Origin of the sequence: Natrialba sp. SSL1 (assembly GCF_001861355.1) — an archaeon.
GTDB lineage: Archaea > Halobacteriota > Halobacteria > Halobacteriales > Natrialbaceae > Natrialba.
In genome coordinates, this window is the sequence record NZ_MASN01000017.1 from 103,064 (window position 1) to 124,109 (window position 21,046).

A 21,046-nucleotide genomic window follows, 5' to 3' on the forward strand; every position below is an offset into this window, starting at 1 on the left:
TCGCTCTCGCGACAGGAGTCTGTGCGTGAGAGAACGCTGTAGCGTTGCGAAAACGGATGCCGACTCGAAAGAACTGAAGCGGGAGAACGTAGTGTGGCGATTACAGTGCGGCGAAGATGAGCCACGGCACGATGAACAAGGCTACGGTCAACACCGCGAGGATCAGCAGATAGCCGATGCCGGTACCGACCGCAGTGAGCCAGGACGGATGATTGAACTCGGAGAGATCGACTGCCATATTCCTACCGTTCGGTGATGAGAGTATAAACGTACCGGAGACGAGTGTCGGGCGAGACTGGAGTTCTGTACCGTGCGATACTGGAGACGCGCGTCGGGCGAGAGCAGCGACGGATGGCGGGCAACGGGGTGAACGACGAGCGGCCCACCCAGAATCGCTTCCGGTCAGTTTTTACCGGTTCGTTGGCTAGACACCGTCAATGACGAAAATCGTCGTGGTGGACAACCACGGACAGTTCACGCACTTAGAACACCGGGCGCTTCGCGACCTCGGCGTGGAGGCCGAGTTGATCGACAACGACACGCCGCCCGAGGAAATCAACGCAGACGGCGTCGTCCTCTCAGGTGGCCCCGACATGGACCGGATCGGGCAGTCCCCAGCGTACCTCAAGGCTGACGTTCCCGTTCTCGGGATCTGTCTCGGCATGCAACTCATCGCCGAGGAACTCGGCGGCCGCGTCGAGGGCGGCGAGTACGGTGGCTACGCGGACGTGACGGTCGAACTGACCGACGAAGACGACCCCCTCACCGGTAGTCTCCACCCCGAAACGCGCGTTTGGGCAAGCCACGCCGACGAAGTCGTCGAGCTCCCCGACGGCTTCGAGCGAACCGCGACGAGTGAGGTCTGCGGGATCGAAGCCATGAGCGACACCGACCGCGACCTCTACGGCGTCCAGTGGCACCCCGAGGTCGCCCACACCGAGGAGGGCGATGTCGTCTTCGAGAACTTTCGGGATATCTGCGAAGCAAACTGAACCGGACTGCACTGCGTTGGCGTTCTCTGTCACCGCACTCTGCCACCACACCCTGTCATCATACTCTGCCGCCGCATTCTGCGGCCGCACTCTGGCGCTGCACTCGAGTCGGCACTGTCTCACCCGCGCCCGTCTCGAGTGATTCCACTCTGTGGCCCCATCGACGCTGATTCTCGGCTCTATACACTCTGCAATTGGTCCCCCATTGTGCCGTTCGACACATCGTACGACCGGTGAAGTTGTTGAACCCGATCCAACGTTCGTCCCTTCGATTGGCACGACCGCCACGCTATTGGGCGCGCGCCCGAATGTGAGTGCTAATGTCAACCGACACCGACACAGACGCTGTCGGCCAGTTGGAACACGCACTCGAGGAACTCGAGGTCAGTCTGGAGCGTGTGTCCGCGGCCGACGCGAGCGAGCGACTCGCGGCGCTGCTCACGGAGCCGGCTATCGGGGTCGACCTCCCGTTCGAGAGCGTCTCCCTTCCGGAATCCGTCACGACCGAGCCAACGGCCGCCGCTCTTGCCGACGCACAGACCGGGATCACGCCGGCGACGTTCGCGATTGCGGAGTACGGCACCGTTGCACTCGAGTCCCGAGCGGCTGGCGACGAGCCGATCAGCGTCTATCCGGAACACCACATCGCCGTCGTCGCGGCGAGCGACGTCGTCCCCGACCTCGCGGGCGGGTTCGACCGCCTCGCGGATCAGTTCGACGCAGGCGGCGACAGCATCGTCTTCGCCACGGGTCGGAGCGCGACTGCCGACATGGGCGACCTCGTTCACGGCGTCCACGGCCCCGGCGAAGTGACCGTCGTCGTGCTGGAGGACCGGTAAGATGGCCGAACGAAGCCACGCACCCGGTCAGACGGAAAGCGGAGGGGGTGGGAGTACCGCCAGCCATACACCATCCAACTCGCGCGCCGAGACCGCCGCCCATCTTCGACAGCTACTCGAGACGGAGGGCGACGCGATCCACGCCCACACGAGCGTCTCCAACCTCCAGCGTCACGAGGTGTTCGACGAAACCGAGAATCTCGACGCGCTTCGATCGGAGGCGCGCGCGATCAAGGAGGACGCCATCGACCGCCTTCCGGAGCTCATCGAGACCGTTCGCGAGGCGGTCGAGGCCAACGGCGGAACGGTCTACGTCGCGGAGAACGCGGCCGACGCGAACGCCTACGTGGCCGACATCGTCGACGATCGGGCCGCGACCAGCACCGCAGCCGAGAGCGCCAGCGGCCGCCCATCCGTCGTCAAGTCCAAGTCTATGACCACCGAGGAACTCGACCTCAACGACGCACTCGAGTCCGAGGGGATCGAGGTCACTGAAACGGACCTCGGTGAGTGGGTCCTCCAGGTTGCAGACGACACGCCCTCGCACATCGTCGGCCCGGCGATGCACCTGACGCGTGAGGAGATTGCCGAACTCTTCACGGAACAGTTCGACCCCGACGAGGAGTTCGAGACCGCAGAAGAACTCACTCGGTTCGCTCGCGACCACCTCGGTGAGCGCATCCGCGAAGCCGACGTGGGAATCACTGGTGCGAACTTCGTCGTCGCCGAGAGCGGGACGATCACGCTCGTCACGAACGAGGGCAACGCCCGCAAGTGCGCCGTCACGCCAGACACGCACGTTGCCATCGCCGGCGTCGAGAAGCTCATCCCATCGATTCGGGACCTCGAGCCGTTCGTCGACCTGATCGCGAAGAGCGCGACGGGACAGGAAATTTCCCAGTACGTGACGATGCTCTCGCCGCCGACGGAGTCGCCGACGCTCACCTTCGACGAGCCGGACGAACCGATCGGTGCGAACACGGACGCCGAGACAAACGGCTCCACTGACCGCGAGTTCCACCTCGTGTTGCTCGACAACGGCCGCACCGAGATGCGCGCGGACGACCAGCTTCGGGAGACGCTGTACTGTATCCGCTGTGGCGCGTGTTCGAACTCGTGTGCGAACTTTCAGGCCGTCGGCGGCCACGGCTTCGGCGGCGAGACCTACTCCGGCGGCATCGCGACGGGTTGGGAGGCCGGCGTCCACGGCCAGGACTCGGCCGCCGAGTTCAACGACCTCTGTACCGGCTGTACGCGCTGCGTCGACGCCTGCCCGGTGAAGATCGACATTCCGTGGATCAACACCGTCGTCAGGGACCGCGTCAACCGCGATGCGGAGCCCGAGGCCTACGACTTCCTCGTCGACGGACTCACACCCGACGAGGAATCCGGCGGACTCGATCTCGGCAAACGCTTTTTCGGTAACATCGCCACTGCCGCAAAGCTCGGTAGCGCGACGGCACCGGTCTCGAACTGGCTCGGCGAGACGGCACCGGTACGCGCACTGCTCGAGCGGACGCTCGGCATCGACCAGCGCCGAGCGTTGCCCTCGTTCGAACGGCAGTCGCTGGTCGACTGGTTCGACGCCCGCGGTGGTGAAGGCGAGTCGAAACGACGGGCAGCGGCCGGTCGTAAAGAGACGCACGACGAACCCACAGACGCGCTCGACCGCGAGGTCGTCCTCTACCCCGACGTCTACACCAATTACGTCGACACCGACCGCGGGAAGGCGGCCGTGCGGACGCTCGAAGCCCTCGGCGTTCCCGTCTCGGTTCCCGACCTGCCTGAGAGCGGCCGCGCACCGCTCTCGCAGGGGATGGTCGCCACGGCAGATGCGCAGGCGAGCAAGGTTTACGCCGCCCTCGCCGAGGACCTGGACGCCGGCCGCGATGTCGTCGTCATCGAACCCTCCGACCTCGCGGCGTTCCAGCGCGAATACGAGCGGTTCCTCCCCGAGCGGTCGTTCGAACGACTGCGGGACAACAGCTACGAGATTTGCGAGTTCATCTTCGGGCTATTCGAAAACGGTGCGGACCCGGCGGCACTGTCGACGGCTGGTGGTGACGGAGAGAGAATCGGGGTCGGGAACGGGAACGAGAGGGGGAACGAGAACGGGAACAGGGACAACGGCCATCCGATCGCCTACCACTCTCACTGCCAGCAACGCACGCTCAATCTCGAGGCACCGACGGTCGCGGTCCTCGAACGCTGTGGCTACGCACCGCGGACCTCGACGGTCGAGTGCTGTGGCATGGCTGGCTCCTTCGGCTACAAGCGCGAGTACTACGAGGTCAGCATGGACGTCGGCGACCGACTGGCGTCAGAAATCGAGCAAGCCAGCACTGACCTGGTCGTCGCGTCGGGGACATCGTGTGGCGACCAACTCGAGACGCTGCTGGATCGAACGGTGCCGCACCCGGTGGAAGTGATCGCGCCGGACCACGGCTAGTAGATTCGGTTGGACTGGGACCCCACCCCTCGCTACTCTTCGGCTGGCGGTGTCACTGCTCACTCACTACTGGCTACTGTCGGCACTGATGGGAGAGCGTGTGGGTGCGGAGAAAACGAGCGCTGGAGTTACTCGCCGAACAGGTCGTCGACCGCCTCGCGAGCCGTTCGCGCGGCTTCGTCGGCGACCTCGTCCGGGTCCGTGCCGTCGTCCTGCTCCGGTGCGTTGAGATAAACGTCGACCTCGAGGACGCCGTCCTCGAACGACACCATGACGTCCATATCACGCACGACGGACTGCTTGTATCGCGAGAAGATCAGTCCCTCGGCGGCCTCGGCGGCCGTCTGGACGACCTCCTCGTCAGTTGGCTCATCCGCCCGCTCGTCGGTCGAGTCGCTGGTCGACATCGCCGATTACGCGCCGCCGGCACCTGGGCCGCCTGGGCCGGCCGGACCGCCCATGCCGCCACCTGCGCCACCGAGCAGTTCCTCGAGTTCCTCCTGCAGTCCCTCGAACTGGTCCTGGACGCGCTCTTCTTGCTTCTCGAGGGTCTCGAGGCGGATTTCGAGCGAGTCGACCTGCTCGTCGAGGTCGTCCTCGGCCGTGTCGTAGTCGGTCTCGACAAGAAGGTCGCCGACCTGTCGGTACATGGTCGTCTCCTCGTCGATGTCCTCGAGTTCCTTCTGGGCCGTCTGGGCCTCGGTGAGGCTCGACTCGGTCTCCTGTTTCTGGACGGCGACCTGCTGTGCGGTCTCCTGAAGGTCCTGAAGCTGTTCGATTTTCTCCTGTGCTTCCGGCGGCAGATTTCCTTGCATGTCTCGACCGTCGCCCTCCGCACTGATAAAGCCAAGCTTTGCGTTCGGCCGCGGTGTGTGGGTTGCTGGTGCAGCCTGCAGAACTACCGGGTTCCGCGGTGAGAACCCGCCAATGCGACGGCGTGACGCGCTCGCCGCGGGTGGAACGATCGTCGGGACGCTCTCGGTACTCCCGACCGTGCTCACCGGCGGCTGTCTCGATTTCGAGACGCTCCGCCGCGAGGATGCCTGGCGCGAACTGGTCGTCGACCCGCCGGCGGGCATCTACGTCCCACCGAAAATCGACGCCATGCTCGAGTACGGCTCCAAAACCGAGTCGGGACTCGACATCACACTCTCGGCGATGCGCCCGCACTCGTTCTGGACCGTCGCGGGTACGGAGCGTGCCCGAGCGGACCTTCGGTCACACCATACGCTACACCTGATGGCAGCGGTGCGAGACGCCGAGTCGGGGGTGGCAGTGCCGACGGCGGTGACGACGCGAATCGAGCACGCCGACAGCGGCGACGGCACGGACAGTTCCGACGCCACAGACACCGCCAACACCGCCGCTGACACGGTCGACCAGCGAACCCTCTGGCCGATGCTCTCCCAGCGGATGGGCGTTCACTACGGCGACAACGTCTCACTCCCCGGCGAGGGCACGTACGAAGCCACAGTCCGCGTCGACCCGCCGACAGCATACCTCGCGGACGAGTTCGCGGACCGACTCGACCAGCCGGTGACGACCACGATCGAGTTCGAGTACGACCCTACGGCCATCGACGCACTCGAGCGCACCCTCCTCGACGACGGCGAGGGCCGCGGCGAACGCGGGGCACTCGAGTCCATGGGGCACGCACCGGAGCCCGTGTCACCGACTTCGTCTGCAGTCGCCCACTCAGCAACTGGCGACGACATCGTCGTGACGCTCGGTCGTGTCGACGGCTCAGATGGGGCGCAGGGTGATTCGGCGGCAGCCGCGGACACGCAACTCACGATCGGCGTGCGAACACGATACAACCGGTACCCCGTCCCGTTCGCCGGCCTCAGCGTCGAGTCGGTTTCTGACGGCGACGGACAGCACACTGCGGAGGCGTACGAAGCAATCGATCCCGACCGCGGACACCACTACAGGGCAGAGTTTGAGGCGGGGGTACTCGAGTCCGCAGACGAACTCGCGGTCACCCTCGACGTGCCGCCGCAGGTGGCACTTCACGAGGGGTACGAGACGGCGTTTGGGGCGGAGCGCGTGGTGCTGCCGGCGTCGCTCCCGGAGTTGTGAGAACGGTTGCGAACACAATCAGTGACTGGTTGTGAACACAGTCAGTGCCCGGACGGAGCGCGGTACCCGCCCGCGCTCCGGAGGATGAGCAGCCCGACAGCGAGCAGGACGACGCTGACGACGAGCCAGGGGAGGTTCCACGCTTCGGTGCCGTGGACGACGTTGTGCAGATCGAGCACGTAGTGGCTGAAAACACCGTCGAGGACGTTGAAAACGCCCATGCCGACGATGATCGATCCGAGGAAGCACCTGGCCGAGAACCGCTGGTCGACGCCGTTGACGGTTCGCCAGAAGAAGGCGAACCCGAGCGCCATCACACCGAGCATCGCGGCCAGGAACAGCCCGTCGAACATGACGTTCGTCCGCAGGCCGTCGTAGCTGTAGGGGTCGTAGAAGCCGGAAAACAGGTGATGCGTCTGAAACACGAGGTGAAAGATTACGACGTCGACGACAGCTCCAAACCCGAACCCGATCGTGGCACCCGAAAGCAGTACCTGCTGGCCGCGATCGGTGTCGGTGCTCATACTGCTACTGATCGACGACCGCCGGTAAAACACTGGACCCTGAACAACGAATGGCGAACGTCGACCCACCGGACATCGCCAAGCGGATCGGCCGTTATATAGTGCTAACTGCAACTATTACACACTGATCGCCGTTCAGTCTGGCGAGCAGGTGTGCACTGACTTTCAGTGGCTACGATAGCCCTCGACAGCGGCCGCACCGATCGCCGCCGTCTGCTCTGCAACTCCGAGTAGCGAGAGCCAGGTGTTCACCGCCGCGCGAAGCGCGATCACGTCGGCCGCCTCGATCCGAACTATGACGACCGCTCCCTCATGCTCGATCGTCGTCTGCGAGCGTTCGTCGTCGATTTCACCGATCTCGCGGGCAACGCTTTCGGCAACGATCCGCGCTCGCGACGGCTGGTCGTACTCGAACTCGAGTGTGGTTTCGTGGGTGTCCATACAGCTGTCTGTGTTTGCGGTAGTGGTGGAACAGTCGCGCCACGGTCTCGAACGGCGAGACGCTGGCGGCGAGACGCTGGCACAGAAGTGAAACAGGCTGGTCTCGTCCTCACGTCTCGTCGGTTCAGTGTTGACCGCGAGTGTCGAGAGCGGCGCTCGTGGGTCGGGTGGGCAGCGGTTGCCAGTCGACGATCGACCGTCGAGCCGTCAGTTGACGTCGACTTCTTTCACGTCGCGGCTGCGTTCTTTCAGGAGTACGCGGTGACCGCAGTAGGGACAGCGGACGCCGCCGTACTCGTCGAGCTGCACGTCGCGTTTGCAGCGGGAGCACTTGTAGCTCATAGGTGAGTTGTGGGGTTAGTGGATGTCGTCGCAGTCGTCGTTCGTTCGATTCTCGGTGCCGTCCTGTGACAGCCGGCTTACTCGTCGTCTTCGGCGAGTGCAGCGCGGATCGAGCGCTGGACCGTGCGGCCAGCCGGGGTCTCTGGGCGGTAGGCACCGCCGGTGAAGACTTCGCCGGTTTCCTCGTTCTTCCAGATGCCGGTTCCGACGCGGGTGACGTCGTCGCCGTCGACCTGTGCGTTCTGCATATCGTCCTCGATCTCGCTGACGCGTCGTCGTGCAACGCGGCCGTAGCGTGCGCCAAAGCGGCCCGCGCTGCCGACTCGTCCTTTATCGGCCATAGTACTGCTGTCTATCCGCAGTAGATTCTTAAACCTGTTGAGTTGGTGTTCTCACTGCGCGCCAGTTCATCCCAGCCGTCGCCTTCGGCTTCGTCCAAACAGAATCAGTTGCTATCGCGGCTCACTCGTCGGATTCGTCCGCTGCGTGGGTGGCGACAGGCCCGGTGAGAAGTTCCCGAAAGACGACCGCGAGCGCTGCGAACGGTCCCGCTGCTGTCAGCGGTGCCGAGAGAAGTCCCGTTCCCACGCCGGTCACGGCAAGGAGTGATCGAAGCGCGAGTCCACTCACCGCGAGCAGCGGAATCGCTGCCAGGATCGCGTCGGCGCGCTCGAACATGGCTAATTATATCTCATTACAGCCGGCCTGATAAAGAACGGACAAGCAGCAGCGCGTGTCACTTCCATCAGGTAGTGACAGTGCTTGACTCAAAACGGACATCCCGTTCGCGGCCGCCGCCGGAACCGACAAATCCGAACGCCACTGGACCGCTACTGAAACTCGCTTTCTGCAAGCACGTCGTTCAGATCCGCACGAATCCGTTCTCCCATCTCTCGGTCGCGGGCAGTCGTCACGACGCGGTTCTCCTGGACACTCGAGCCGTCCCGTAGAAGCATGCGAACGTTGCCGCCGTTGTCGGCGCGGGTGACTTTCGCGCGAAGCCCCGACTGTGAGCCCTTGCCGCCGGCGTCGATCGGACCGGGAATGACCTTCTTGACGTGTGGGTGCCCGGCGACGGTCTGGATCGCGCGCATTCCGGTGCGACCGCCGATGAGCGTCGAGTGGCTGCCGCCGATCTTCTCTGCGGGCGGCGTTTCGACCACGTCGAGTGCGCGCGTCCCGCGTCGCTTGCGGACGGCCTCGACTGGATCCTCGCCATCGACGCGGTAGAAGTCGTGATGGACGTCCTCGCGAATCGCGCGGATGACTGCTCGTGTCCCGCCGGCGTAGACCTCTTCGGGGCGCTTGCGCCGAATCTCGTCGCCAACGAGTCCGGCGAAGTTCCGCAGTTCGACGGGTTCGTTCTCGCCGTCTTCCGGCGTGGTCGTAATTGTCGTCTCGCCGAGCACCTGATCCTGCTCGCCGTTGGGGCCCGCGCTCGAATTCGAACGTGAACTCGAGTTATTGTGCGCTGGGTCGTCTTCCGAGCCGAGCATCGTGAGTGTCACCCGGTCGCGTGCCACATCGAGGACGATGGCCTCAGTGTTCTGTTCCCGGCAGATCAGACAGAAGTCGCCGGGTTTCTCGAGCGGCGAGGCACAGTGGCGACACTCCATGCGATGGTGGGGGTTGGCACCGGACGTGTAAAATCCGTCCGCTTTCGAGCATGGTGTGGTTTTGACCTGGGATGACTCACGAGCGGGTGGCGGTTTTTTAGCTGAATTGAGGCGCTAAGCCGCCTTCCTCAGCGAGCGCCGACCGAATGGGAGGCGCAAGCAGGGAGGGGATACAGCGTTCACAAGAGCAAGCTCTTGTGCAGCCCATCAGAAATCTCCGATTTCTGAGGACGACGCGAAGTTCAAACAGGTCACGGTCAAGAAGGAACCGACGGGCGAGTGGTTCGCCACCTTCGGCGTCGAAATGGATCGTGAGCCACCCGAACCGCCTGAGAATCCCGAGAAGTGCGTCGGTATCGACGTGGGGATTCTCAAGTACGCCCACGACACCGACGGCACCACCGTCGGGTCGCTCGACCTCTCGGACGAACGCGAACGCTTGGAGCGCGAGCAACGAAAACTCTCACGCAAACAGCACGGGTCGAACAACTACGAGAAGCAACGGCGGCGAGTCGCGGAGTGTCACGCCGACCTCCGTCGGAAGCGCCGTGATTTCCTGCACAAACTCTCGAACTATTACGCTCGGGAATATGATCTCGTGGCGGTCGAAGATCTGAACGTGAAGGGGATGATGGAGTCACCATCGAACAGCCGCAACACGGCGTCTGCCGCGTGGCGAACGTTCCTCTCGCTGCTCGAATACAAGTGCGAGCGCGAGGGGACGCACTTCGTCGCGGTCAACCCAAGAGGGACGACCAAGGAGTGTGCGTCCTGCGGCGTTTCGACGGAGAAGCCGTTGTGGGTCCGTGAACATTCCTGTCCCGCCTGCGGGTTTGAGGCGGACAGGGACGCGAACGCAGCGTGGAACATCCTTTCTCGCGGCCTCGAAGACGTAGGAGTGGGACACTCCGAAAGAACGCCTGTGGAGACTGCGCTCCCTGCGGATACACCTGTATCTGCAAAGCGCGTCGTGGAAGCAGGAAGCCCTACCCTCAAGGAGCGAACGGCCTCAGCCGTGAGCGAGTAGGGTAGGGTAGTTCACGAAGTGGTGTTGCACAAGAGACACCTACCCGAACCCTGAAGACTCAGCCTCGTCTACACTCTGCAGATGCATCGCCGGTCGGTCCTCGCGGCTGCGAGCGCGGTCGCCTCAGTCGGCATAGCCGGCTGTCTGGAGTTCTTCGAGGACAACGGCGAGGATATCACCGATCCCGGCGATATCGAAATCGTCTGGGACGACCTGGTTCGGGACGATCCGGGCACCGAGGACGAACGCGTGTTCGTCTGGGCCGTCGTGCGGAACGTCGGCGATCGGACGCTGAACTACGTCGAGATTCGGGCGACGTTCCTCGACGCGGAGGGCGAGGAACTCGAGACGGTCATCGAACACGTCGACGAGGATGTCACCTCGGGCGAGGAGTGGTCGTTCGAAGTCGAGTTCCCGCACTTTGGCGAGCAGGCAGCTGCGGTGACCGACTACGAACTCGAGCCGGCGACGGGGCTGTGAGGTGTGAGTGATACGGAGCGTTGTCGTTCTGTACCGGTGATCGTCGCCCTGTCGGAGCGATCATCGGAAAAACGCGACAACGGGCCGTATGACACGCTGCCAGAGCGGTACCGCGGCGCGGTGGCGGCGGGCGTGCGCGCGATCCACGGCAACTCACGTGGCCATGACTAACACCGACACCGAGCCGACACGCGACGAAGGCGTCTCGACGCTCGCGAAACAGGGCAGCATCACGTTCATCGGGAACGTCGTGAACGGCGCGTTCGGCTTCGCGATCGTCATGCTGATGACGCGGTACGTGACGCCATCCGTCTACGGACTGTTCGTCCTTGCGACCTCCGTCATCCTCTTTATGCAGGTCTTTGCGAACCTCGGACTGCCGCTCGCGATCGACTACTTCGTCCCGCAGTATCTGGACGAGGGCGAGCGCGGCAAGGCCAAGGGTGTCATCGTGCAGGTGACCGCAACCGTCCTCGTCACCTCCGCGCTCGTCGCGTTCGCGCTCGCGGCCGGATCGGGGTACATCGGCGACGTCTTTCAGGAGCCGTCGATGCGAATCGCGCTGTTGCTCCTGTCAGTCACCATTCCGATGCTCGCGATCTACAACGTCTTGCTCACCTCCTACTACAGCATCAAGAAGCTCCAGTACCGCGTCATCATGCGCGATCTGGTCCGGCCGATCGTTCGCTTCGGCATCACGGCCGCGCTGCTGCTCGCCGGCTTCGGACTGCTCGGACTCATCGCTGGCTACGTGATCGGCCTCTTCGTCGCGATCACCGTCGGCGCGGCGCTGTTCACCTACAAGGCCTGGGACCTGCTCACCGTCGACACCGAACTCGTCCCCTCGCGGCCGCTGCTCACCTACTCGCTCCCGCTCGCGATGACCAGCGTCGTCTTCGTCCTGATGGGCCACGTCGACTACTTCGTGCTCGGGTTCTTCCTCGACTCCGACGACGTCGGCATCTACCGCGTCGGCTACATGCTCGGCTCCGGGCTGATGATCATCTTCAACTCGCTGTCGCCCGTGTTCAAGCCCCTCATCGCCGAAACACGCGAGGATACCGCCCTCGTCGAACAGCGCTTCCGCGTCGCCGCCCGCTGGATCGCCGGCATCACCCTGCCGATCGCGATCATCCTCTCGCTCGGCGCGAGCTCCTACCTCGCGGTGCTCTACACGCCACAGTACGCCGAAGCGAGCCTCGTCGTCGTCCTCCTCTGTGGCGCGTTCCTGTTCAACGTCACCGTCGGCGGCCCCGACGGCTCGCTGTTGCAGGGGATGGGCTACTCGCGGATCGTCTTCGCGAACACGCTCGTCCTCTTCGGCGCGAACTTCCTCGTCTCGATGGCGCTCGTCCCCATCTTCGGTATCGAGGGCGCCGCGATCGGCTCCGCGACCGCCCTCTTCCTCGTCGGCGGCCTCACGATCGCCGAAATCTACTACCTCGACGGGATCCACCTGTTCACCCGCGACTTCGCTAAGATCATCGGCGCCGGCGTCCCCGCGACGATTGCCGGCGTGCCGATCGTGGTGTTACTCGAGTCCGATCTGCTCATCGTGGCACTGTTGCCGGTCGTCGTGGTGAGCGTGTATTTAGCGACGCTGATCGTGACGGATGCGTTCACGGACGAAGATGCGCAGATGATCGGAGAGTTCAGTCCGACGATCGAGAAGTGGTTACCGGTGAGTTGAGTCCGGGATCGGTGTCGTCCGCTGTTTCCGCCGCTGGTCGCGGTGTTTGGTTTGCGGTTCGTGGTTCGCGGTTCGTGGTTCGCGGTTCGTAGTTTGGCTCAGTCATCGATGTACTCGTGGTCAGCGTCCGACTCAGCACGCGAATCGGCGTCGAACGCCGGATCAGACGCTGTTCCCCTGTCGATAACACCCCGCTTCCAGGTTCCCAGGCGAAACCAGCCGACGGCGACGACGAACGAGAGCACCATCCCGAACGAGTAGGCCCACCAGATCCCCTCGATTCCCCAGTCGAGGGCGGCGATGGTGATGCCGAGGCCGGGAATCGTGAGCGTCCAGGCGAACGCGAGCACGAGTGCGACGGGAAGCCGGAAGATCCACCGCGAGAGGAACGAGAGGACCATCGCCTCGCGGGTGTTGCCGGCACCGCGGAACGCGCCCTGAATGACCATCACGCCGGCGAACAGCGCCCAGAAGGGTGCCATGATTCGCAGGAAGAGCACACCCTCTGCAATCACGGCTGGGTTGTCGACGAAGATACCCATCGCCTGTGCTGGGAAGACGAACAGAACGCCTGCCACGGCGAAGATGAACGCCATCGTGCCCGCGGTTGCGACTCGCGTGACTGCCGCAGCCCGCTCCGGCGTCTGTGCGCCGAGATTCTGCCCGACCCCGGTCGCCGTCGCGTTCCCGACTGCGCCCGCGACGGCCCAGGTGACGGACATGAGTCGGACCCCGATCCCGTAGGCGGCCGTCGGATTCGCGCCGAAGCGAGCGACGAAGCCAGCCATCGCGACGGAGGCGAAACTGCGCGCCCAGCCGTCGATGGTCGACGGATAGCCGATGTCGACGAGTTTGCGCTGGATACTGAGATTTGGACGGAGGTCACCGAGTCTGAGCCGAACACCGAATCGGCCGTCGAGCAGGATGAGAACGCCCACGGCGGCGGCGAACGCACGTGAGATGAACGTCGCGACGGCGGCACCGCGGGTCCCCATCTCGGGGAACGGCCCCCAGCCGAGGATGAAGAACGGGTCGATCACGACGTTGATGCCGGCCGAAACGAAGACGAGCCACATTGCCGTCTTCGTATCTCCTGCACCCTGTAGCGAGGACCGAAACGCGAAGAACAGGAAGGTAAGCGGCAGTGTAAGGAAGATGATCTCGATGTACGCGAGCGCCGCGACAAAGACCTCGTCGCGTGCCCCAATGAGGATGAGCAGCGGTCGCCGGAAGTAGAGCCCGATCGCCGCGAGCACCGTCGACACAGTAAGTGTCAACAGGATGGTCTGGCCGACAACCCGGTCTGCCATCCGGTCGTCACCCGAGCCGACGTACTGGGAGACGAGCGCGATGGTCGCCGCCGTGATCCCCATCGCCGTCGAGACGAACATCCACGAGAGCGGGAACATGAGCGAGACTGCGGCGACCGAGACGCCACCGTCACCGATCTGGCCGACCCAGAACATATCCGCGAGGTTGTAGACCGTCTGCAGGAGATTCCCGAGGACGAGCGGCCACGCCAGGTGCAACAGCTTCGGCGGGATCGCTCCCGTCGTCATGTCCACCCGCTTTCGCTCGTTCTCCGATTCCGTCGCTGACACGTATCGCTCTTATCCGTGTCTCAGCCGGGGCCGTGAAAAGGGCTCGCTTCCCGTGTGGGGTTGCCGGCTCGCGTGGGCGGATTCGACTCGCAGCGAGGACGGGACGAGCGGATCGAGATGAGCTCCAGTCGAGTCGAGTACTGATACCGGTGCGTCCTGTGGGGTACCTGAATATTGATAGCCACCGACTGGGAGGTGGCCACCATGACCGCTGCCGACACACTGGATGCGGCGACCATCGACCGAATCGACTCGTTCCTCCGCGACCGCCTCCGAGAGGACGAACTCCCCGGGCTGAGTCTCGCCGTCACGGACGGCGACGAACTGCTGTACGCGCAGGGCTACGGCTCGCGCGACCTCGCCGCCAACGATCCTGCCACCGCCGACACCGTCTACGGCATCGGCTCGGTCTCGAAGTCCTTCGCCGCACTCGCCGTTGCGCAACTCGTCGACGCGGGGGAACTCAAGTACGACGACGCCGCGACGAACTACCTCGACATCGACGTTCCCGACGACGTGACGCTCCACCACCTGCTGAGCCACACCTCCGGCTATCCGTCGCTCGCGGCCAGCGAGGCCCTGATCGCGCGCCAGATGGAGGTCGGCGAGTCGAACGTCCCGCTCGGCTCGATGGACGACGTCTACGCCCACATCGAAGGTGCACGAGACGAAATCGCGGGCGAGCCGGGAGAACACTGGCAGTACTGCAACTCGGGCTATACGCTCGCCGGCGAAGTCGTCGAAGCCGTCAGCGGTGAGTCGTTCACCGACTACGTCGACGCAGAGATTCTCGAACCGCTCCGAATGGACCGTTCGACCTACGACGAGGAGACGTTCACCAGCTTCGAGGATCGGATGACACCGTACTTCCCAGGCGATGAGGACGAGGACGCCGACCTCGAACCCGCAGCGCTCCCGATCCGAGAACAGAGCGCGGCCGCCGGCGGCCTGCTCGCCCCCGTCACCGACCTCGCATCGTACCTCCGACTGCACCTGAACGGCGGCGTCGCCGACACGGGCGAGCGCCTGCTCGGCGAGGACACTCTCTCGCAGTGTTACGGCGCGTACGCCGACACCCCGTCCGGTCCGTACGGCTACGGCTGGCGCACCCGCGAGGTCTGCGGCCACGACCTCATCGGCCACGGCGGCTCGATTGCCGTCTCCACGGCCGCCGTCGGCTTCGCACCCGAACAGGATCTCGGGGTCGCCCTGCTCGCCAACGCCTCGCCGGGCTACGGCCTCACCGAACTCAGTCAGGCCGTTTTCGCTGCACTGGTCGGCGAGGAGCCAGGCGAGGTTCCGTTCTTCGCTCGCCGCCGGGTACTCGAGTCCCTTGCAGGCGAGTACGAGACCTACCGCGGGATCAAGGAGGCCGAAGTCGTCGTCGAGAGTGGTGCGCTGCGCCTGCGCGTTGGCGGCCCGATTGAGGAGGGCTCGTGGACGCCGCTGGTGCCGACGGATCTGGAGTCGGGTGAGTTCTACGTGCCGACGATGGCAGGCAAGCGCCAGCCGGTGCGGTTCGAAGGTGAGGGTGTGGGTGCTGCTGATGGAAGTGGTGACGTGAGTCTGTTTATCGACCGCTGGCATCTCCACCAGCAGTAACGATAGCAGCAGTAGCAGCAGTAGCGGACTCGATTTTCAAACTTCCCGTCTCAGTCACGAAGGAACACGACCCAGTACAACGGCAGCGCCAGGACGTAGTACATGGCCCCGAAAAGCAGTACCAGCAGGAACTCGCCCATCGCCTCGGCCGATCAGCACGTCGGTCGTTGCTGCTCCCAGCAGAACCGCTCCGAAGACGATTAGCAGGGGAATAGCCACCCGTTCGATGAGAAACGCGATTGCCCCTTGCTGGCCGATCGACTCGTCCATGTGTTCTCCGTTGGTGTTGCCAAACTAAACTGTTTCCAGTGATCACGAACTGGTCATCTGGGTTCCCCGCGGTTGCCCCTTCACAGTGAGCGCGTACTGTCGCCTCCCGACCGATGGGTTCCCGAATAATAATAATAATACATTTAACAATTTGTTTGTTACATCAGTGTATGCTATGGGGGATTCTAGCACTCTTGGCGATCCTGTATACGATTCTCTTCGGGCCGCTCGCAACCCTCGTCTACTGGGACAGCAAGCGGTCGGGAATTCACGGACCCGCCAAGTGGGCCGGATTCGTGTTCCTTACCGGATTCCTCGGGCTCGTGCTGTACATCTCGGACAAAGACGACGAGTTCCACGACCCCGACGATGCAGACCCGTTCTCCCTTCCGGGCACTCCACCAGCCGGTGCGGCGGACAGTGATGACAGCACGGAGGCCGTCGGCAGGGACGCGGACACGAACCACTCGAGTTGATGGCGACGCTCGGTTGGGGAAATGCACGCTACGCAATGCACCCACGCGACCAACCTACGCGCACGCGAGCGCAGCGCCCGCGTATCGCACGCACACCCGCGCAGTCTGCCGATTTTGGCGAAAGCGTTATCAAATCCTCAGTCGTAGCCAGCGAGTATGACCGAGACTCGACCAGTTGGACTCGAGTACACCGCGCCTGATCGAGGGGGTGATCGGCGGTGGAGCTGATTATCACGGAGAAGGACAACGCCGCGCGGCGGATTGCGGATATCCTCTCTGGCGGAACGTACGATTCGAGCCGCGAGAACGGCGTCAACGTCTACGAGTGGGGCGGCAAGCGCTGCGTGGGCCTCTCGGGCCACGTCGTCGGCGTCGACTTCCCGTCCGAATATTCGGACTGGCGAGACGTCGAACCCGTCGAACTCATCGACGCGAGCATCGAGAAGACGGCGACGAAGGAGAACATCGTCGCCACGCTTCGCATCCTCTCGCGGAAGGCGACCCGTGTCACCATCGCGACTGACTACGACCGCGAGGGCGAACTCATTGGAAAGGAGGCCTACGACATCGTCCGCGAGGTCGACGAGGAGGTGCCGATCCGGCGCGTTCGGTTCTCCTCGATTACGGAGAACGAGGTCCAGGACGCGTTCGACGAACCGGACGAACTCGACTTCGACCTGGCCGCGGCAGGCGAAGCGCGTCAGATCATCGACCTGGTCTGGGGGGCCGCGCTCACCCGTTTCCTCTCGCTTTCTGCGGGCCAGCTCGGGAACGATTTCATCTCGGTCGGCCGTGTGCAGTCACCGACGCTCAAACTGATGGTTGACCGCGAGCGCGAGATTGAGGCGTTCGATCCGGAGGACTACTGGGAGCTTGTGGCTGACGTAGCCAAGGGTGAGGAAGCGTTCGAGGCCCAGTACTTCTACCGCGACGAGGACGGCAACGAGGCCGAGCGCGTCTGGGAGGAAGCCGTCGCCGAGGACGTCTTCGAGACGCTCTCTCAGCGCAACACGGCGACCGTGGTCGACGTCAATCGGCGCACCCGTACCGACTCGCCGCCCGCGCCGTTCAACACGACCCAGTTCATCCGCGCGGCCAGTGCGCTCGGCTACTCCGCAAAGCGCGCCATGTCCATCGCAGAGGACCTCTACACTGCCGGCTACATCACGTACCCGCGAACGGACAACACCGTCTACCCGGACGATCTCGACCCCGAGGAACTGCTCGACGACTTCGTCGGTCACCCGACGCTCGGCGAGTCTGCCGAATCGCTCCTCGAGGCCGACGAGATCGAACCCACCGAGGGCGACGAGGAGACGACCGACCACCCGCCAATACATCCGACCGGCGAGATTCCCTCTCGCGGCGACGTGAGCGACGACGAGTGGGAAGTCTTCGAACTCGTCGTCCGCCGATTCTACGCGACGGTTGCCGAGGCCGCCATCTGGGAGCACCTCAAGGTCGTCGCCGAGGTCGCAGACCACCGGCTCAAGGCAAACGGCAAGCGCCTCGATAAAGCCGGCTACCACGACGTCTACCCGTACTTCAGCACCACCGAGAACTACGTTCCCGACGTCTCGGAGGGCGAGGAGATCACGATCACGGACGTCGAACTCGAGGACAAGCAGACCCAGCCACCCCGACGGTACGGCCAGTCGCGGCTCATCGAGACCATGGAGGACATGGGTATCGGGACGAAGTCGACCCGCCACGAGACGATTCAGAAGCTCTACGACCGGGGCTACATCGAGAGCGATCCGCCGCGGCCGACCAAGCTCGCGATGGCCGTCGTCGAGGCCGCCGAGAACTACGCCGACCGCGTCGTCTCGGAGGATATGACGGCCCAACTCGAACAGGACATGGACGCCATCGCCTCGGGCGAGGCCGGACTCGAGGACGTGACCGACGAGTCCCGCGAGATGCTCGCAGAAATTTTCGCGAATCTCGCGGACTCGCGCGACGAGATCGGCGATCATCTCCGGAAATCCCTCAAGGACGACAAACGACTGGGGCCGTGTCCGGAGTGTGGCGAGGACCTCCTCGTTCGCCGAAGCCGCCACGGCTCGTACTTCATCGGCTGTGACGGCTATCCCGACTGTGAGAACACGCTGCCGCTGCCCTCGACGGGGAAGCCGCTCATCCTCGACGAGGAGTGTGCGGATCACGGCCTGAACGAGGTCAAGATGCTCGCCGGCCGGCAGACGTTCGTCCACGGCTGTCCGCTCTGCAAGGCCGAAGACGCCGGCGAGGGACCGGTTCTGGGCGACTGTCCGGAGTGCGGCGACGAGCACGGGGGAGAGCTTGCGGTCAAGACGCTCCAGAGTGGCTCCCGACTCGTCGGCTGTACGCGCTACCCCGACTGTGAGTACTCGCTGCCGCTCCCGCGACGCGGCGAGATCGAGGTTACCGAGGAGTACTGCGGCGAGCACGACCTTCCCGAACTCGTGATCCACAGCGGCGACGAGCCGTGGGAACTGGGCTGTCCGATCTGTAACTATCAGGAGTTCCAGGCGCGCGAGAGCGAGAGCGGTTCGGATCTCGAGTCACTCGACGGCGTCGGTGCGAAAACGGTTGAGAAGCTCGCCGCAGCGGGTATCGAGAGTCTCGACGACCTAACCGAGGCCGATCCCGACTCGATCGCCGATGACGTCGACGGCATCAGCGCGGATCGGATCAGAAACTGGCAAGCGAGCGCGTAAGCGACAGTTCGTCTGCGGCCGCGCTAGTCGTCGGTCTCGTCGTCTCCGTCTGTGGATCCGTCTTCATCACCTTCATCGCCCGACTCTGCTTCAGTCGGGTCCGAGTCTGAGTCTGATCCTGGATCCGTCGACTCCTCACCCTCTGAATCGGAATCGGAATCGGAATTAGAATCGGAACCCGGGTCCGAATCTGAATCCGAATTCGCATCTGACGACTCCGCTTCGGAATCGTCATCTGCATCATCCGACTCCTGTGTCCGCTCTCGGTACTCGTCGAGCACCGGTGCAGCACCGTAGTAGATCCGCCTCGCATCGAGAACACCGTTCTCGTGCCAGTGTTTCTCCCCGTTCTCGTCGACAACGATAATCACCGGATAGCCGACCACCCGGTAGGACACGCCGAGCGACCGCCCCGGATCGTGACCGAGATACCAGTTGCCGTCGTGCTCGTCCCACCACTCGCGTAGCTCGTCTTCCGATCGAGTCGAGGTAACCGAAACGACGGTAACGTCGTCACCGTACTCCTCGTTCAGCTGATCGCTCGCCTCCCGAAGGTGCGGCATCAGCGACTGACAGGTGCCACAGCTCGGCGCGAAGAACATCGCGACGGTGACGCCATCGTTTGGCACCTCGATCGTCCCCTCCTCGCTGCCCGTCGCGTCGATCGTCTCGAGTACGATCGGGCCGTCGCTGTCGTCGTCAGCGTCTTCGTCGCCGCTCGAATCCGCCGCCGGTGACTCGTTGCCGACGGGAAGGCCACGCCAGAGGACGCCGCCAGCACCGGCGAGGATGCCGAGGCTGCCGACGCCTGCGACGAGATCACGTCGGCGCATTCGTTCTCACCTCCCGACGAAGTATGGTTGATTCCGGGTTCGAAAGTAATCGTACGCTCATCGGTGGGCAGACTTGAGAGGGACGAGTGAATCGATGCGGGAAGTGGGCGTATCCCAGCGCGGCGGGTCGCCGGGTCATCATGGGTGACAGTACGGGGTCCAGGAAAATGGGTGCACTGGTTCGGACGGCGAATGCCGGGCCGTAACCGTCCGCGTGTCTCACGGGCGTCGTCCGCAAACACTCACTCGTCCGACTCGAGTGCCGACCACGCTGCGCTCACGTAGCTCCCCGTCGCCGTCCCGCCGTTGTTCTCCCACTGGACCGCGCCCTCGCTGTCGACGATTCGGGTGGCCGGCGCACTGCGCACATCGTAGTAATCAAAGAGTGCGCCTTCCTCGTCGATACCGACGGTCCAGTTGCCGTTGTGTTCAGCCCACCACTCGCCGAGTTCCTCCTCGGTCGGTGTTGCCCCCGACACGCCGCTGACGACCGAGATGACGGTGAGGTCCTCACCTCGACCGACGGTGTACTCGAGTTGGGGTTCGGTTTCGGTGTCGTTCTCGGTGCTGTCCTCGCTGTTGTTGTCGGCGTCCGTACCCGCGTCTGCGTCCGCATCGTCTGCCTCCGCGTTGTCGCTCTCGGCGAGCAGGCGTTCGCGGGCGTTGCCGATCGTCTCGAGGAGGCCCTCACTGGTCGGGCAGTGGAGTCGGGTGAAATTGATGAGGACGACGCCGTCGGTGGGTATCGTCAGGGTCCCGGCCTCGCTGCCGGGGCCGTCGGCGGTCGTGATCTCGAGTGGGAGTGACGGAGAATCAGCGCCAGCGGCGGTAGACTCATCACTGGAGTTGTCGTCGGTCGACCCGTCGGACCCCTGGCCGTCGAGACAGCCTGCGAGAGTCGCCAGTGTGAGTCCCGCAGTTCCTGCGGTAATCTCACGACGCGTCGGCGTTGGCTGTTCTGTCATCGCTATGGCCCACCCCTCGTTCGTGCGGGGTCGAACTGCCGTCCTGGCCAGTCGGCGTCGGCTCTATCGAGCCGCGGCCGTCGGTGCATAGCTGGCAATACGTCAGCGCCGGGCAAAGAGT

The 21,046-nt window shown here is 64.0% G+C and carries 22 protein-coding genes and 1 pseudogene; 10 read left to right on the forward strand and 13 right to left on the reverse strand.

Features of this window, described 5'->3' with window-relative positions:
* Positions 1-100: 100 nt before the first annotated feature.
* Entirely contained in the window at positions 101-238 is a 138-nt protein-coding gene (locus BBD46_RS22535) for a hypothetical protein (protein ID WP_171908150.1), read from the reverse strand.
* 199 nt (positions 239-437) lie between these two features.
* Between BBD46_RS22535 and BBD46_RS04050 the strand changes: the two genes are divergently transcribed.
* The 3 genes from BBD46_RS04050 to BBD46_RS04060 all read left to right on the forward strand — a co-directional run bounded on the left by BBD46_RS04050 (position 438) and on the right by BBD46_RS04060 (position 4,280).
* Positions 438-992 carry a GMP synthase subunit A gene (locus tag BBD46_RS04050; RefSeq protein ID WP_071400475.1) on the forward strand — a complete coding sequence of 185 codons (555 nt, stop codon included), beginning with the start codon at positions 438-440 and terminating at the stop codon, positions 990-992.
* Positions 993-1,312: 320 nt separating this feature from the next.
* Positions 1,313-1,831: an LUD domain-containing protein gene (locus BBD46_RS04055; RefSeq protein WP_071400476.1), complete on the forward strand. Its 519-nt coding sequence runs from the start codon at positions 1,313-1,315 to the stop codon at positions 1,829-1,831.
* Between the two features lies 1 nt (position 1,832).
* On the forward strand, positions 1,833-4,280 hold the full coding sequence (locus BBD46_RS04060; RefSeq protein ID WP_071400477.1) for an LUD domain-containing protein: 2,448 nt from the start codon (positions 1,833-1,835) through the stop codon (positions 4,278-4,280).
* A gap of 128 nt (positions 4,281-4,408) precedes the next feature.
* Here the strand turns inward: BBD46_RS04060 and BBD46_RS04065 are convergent, their stop codons facing one another.
* Entirely contained in the window at positions 4,409-4,687 is a 279-nt protein-coding gene (locus BBD46_RS04065; protein WP_071400478.1) for a DUF3194 domain-containing protein, read from the reverse strand.
* 6 nt (positions 4,688-4,693) lie between these two features.
* Positions 4,694-5,095, reverse strand: a complete 402-nt coding sequence (locus BBD46_RS04070; RefSeq protein ID WP_071400479.1) for a prefoldin subunit beta — start codon at positions 5,093-5,095, stop codon at positions 4,694-4,696.
* Between the two features lie 112 nt (positions 5,096-5,207).
* Here BBD46_RS04070 and BBD46_RS04075 point away from each other — a divergent pair, with 112 nt between their 5' ends.
* Complete coding sequence (locus BBD46_RS04075) at positions 5,208-6,359, forward strand: iron transporter (RefSeq protein ID WP_071400480.1); 1,152 nt, start codon at positions 5,208-5,210, stop codon at positions 6,357-6,359.
* Positions 6,360-6,400: 41 nt separating this feature from the next.
* On the opposite strand, the gene BBD46_RS04080 is transcribed toward BBD46_RS04075, so the two are convergent.
* The 6 genes from BBD46_RS04080 to BBD46_RS04105 form a co-directional block, all read right to left on the reverse strand.
* Positions 6,401-6,883, reverse strand: coding sequence for a DUF2243 domain-containing protein (locus BBD46_RS04080; protein ID WP_071400481.1), 483 nt, complete (start codon positions 6,881-6,883; stop codon positions 6,401-6,403).
* A gap of 165 nt (positions 6,884-7,048) precedes the next feature.
* A complete protein-coding gene (locus tag BBD46_RS04085; RefSeq protein WP_071400482.1) occupies positions 7,049-7,324 on the reverse strand; it encodes a KEOPS complex subunit Pcc1 in 276 nt (91 codons plus the stop codon).
* Positions 7,325-7,531: 207 nt separating this feature from the next.
* Positions 7,532-7,666 carry a DNA-directed RNA polymerase subunit P gene (locus tag BBD46_RS04090; RefSeq protein ID WP_004215399.1) on the reverse strand — a complete coding sequence of 45 codons (135 nt, stop codon included), beginning with the start codon at positions 7,664-7,666 and terminating at the stop codon, positions 7,532-7,534.
* A gap of 77 nt (positions 7,667-7,743) precedes the next feature.
* A complete protein-coding gene (locus tag BBD46_RS04095; protein WP_071400483.1) occupies positions 7,744-8,007 on the reverse strand; it encodes a 50S ribosomal protein L37 in 264 nt (87 codons plus the stop codon).
* 121 nt (positions 8,008-8,128) lie between these two features.
* A complete protein-coding gene (locus BBD46_RS04100; RefSeq protein WP_071400484.1) occupies positions 8,129-8,344 on the reverse strand; it encodes a hypothetical protein in 216 nt (71 codons plus the stop codon).
* 152 nt (positions 8,345-8,496) lie between these two features.
* Complete coding sequence (locus BBD46_RS04105) at positions 8,497-9,282, reverse strand: DUF2103 domain-containing protein (RefSeq protein ID WP_071400485.1); 786 nt, start codon at positions 9,280-9,282, stop codon at positions 8,497-8,499.
* Positions 9,283-9,439: 157 nt separating this feature from the next.
* Here BBD46_RS04105 and BBD46_RS04110 point away from each other — a divergent pair.
* The 3 genes and pseudogenes from BBD46_RS04110 to BBD46_RS04120 form a co-directional block, all read left to right on the forward strand.
* Positions 9,440-10,309, forward strand: a pseudogene (locus tag BBD46_RS04110) (RNA-guided endonuclease InsQ/TnpB family protein); the annotation flags it as partial.
* 81 nt (positions 10,310-10,390) lie between these two features.
* Positions 10,391-10,789, forward strand: a complete 399-nt coding sequence (locus BBD46_RS04115; RefSeq protein WP_071400486.1) for an FxLYD domain-containing protein — start codon at positions 10,391-10,393, stop codon at positions 10,787-10,789.
* A 163-nt stretch (positions 10,790-10,952) separates the two neighbouring features.
* Positions 10,953-12,479 carry a flippase gene (locus tag BBD46_RS04120; protein ID WP_071400487.1) on the forward strand — a complete coding sequence of 509 codons (1,527 nt, stop codon included), beginning with the start codon at positions 10,953-10,955 and terminating at the stop codon, positions 12,477-12,479.
* Between the two features lie 98 nt (positions 12,480-12,577).
* Here the strand turns inward: BBD46_RS04120 and BBD46_RS04125 are convergent, their stop codons facing one another.
* On the reverse strand, positions 12,578-14,080 hold the full coding sequence (locus BBD46_RS04125; protein WP_084777677.1) for an MATE family efflux transporter: 1,503 nt from the start codon (positions 14,078-14,080) through the stop codon (positions 12,578-12,580).
* A 204-nt stretch (positions 14,081-14,284) separates the two neighbouring features.
* On the opposite strand from BBD46_RS04125, the gene BBD46_RS04130 reads away from it, so the two are divergent.
* On the forward strand, positions 14,285-15,682 hold the full coding sequence (locus BBD46_RS04130; RefSeq protein WP_071400488.1) for a serine hydrolase: 1,398 nt from the start codon (positions 14,285-14,287) through the stop codon (positions 15,680-15,682).
* Positions 15,683-15,736: 54 nt separating this feature from the next.
* On the opposite strand, the gene BBD46_RS22095 is transcribed toward BBD46_RS04130, so the two are convergent.
* On the reverse strand, positions 15,737-15,952 hold the full coding sequence (locus tag BBD46_RS22095; protein WP_139173493.1) for a hypothetical protein: 216 nt from the start codon (positions 15,950-15,952) through the stop codon (positions 15,737-15,739).
* 170 nt (positions 15,953-16,122) lie between these two features.
* Between BBD46_RS22095 and BBD46_RS04135 the strand changes: the two genes are divergently transcribed.
* Positions 16,123-16,428, forward strand: a complete 306-nt coding sequence (locus BBD46_RS04135; protein WP_071400489.1) for a hypothetical protein — start codon at positions 16,123-16,125, stop codon at positions 16,426-16,428.
* Positions 16,429-16,646: 218 nt separating this feature from the next.
* Positions 16,647-19,127: a DNA topoisomerase I gene (locus BBD46_RS04140; RefSeq protein ID WP_071400490.1), complete on the forward strand. Its 2,481-nt coding sequence runs from the start codon at positions 16,647-16,649 to the stop codon at positions 19,125-19,127.
* 23 nt (positions 19,128-19,150) lie between these two features.
* Here BBD46_RS04140 and BBD46_RS04145 read toward each other — a convergent pair whose 3' ends face one another.
* Entirely contained in the window at positions 19,151-19,960 is an 810-nt protein-coding gene (locus BBD46_RS04145; protein WP_071400491.1) for a TlpA family protein disulfide reductase, read from the reverse strand.
* Between the two features lie 242 nt (positions 19,961-20,202).
* Positions 20,203-20,925, reverse strand: coding sequence for a peroxiredoxin family protein (locus tag BBD46_RS04150; RefSeq protein WP_071400492.1), 723 nt, complete (start codon positions 20,923-20,925; stop codon positions 20,203-20,205).
* Between the last annotated feature and the right edge of the window lie 121 nt (positions 20,926-21,046).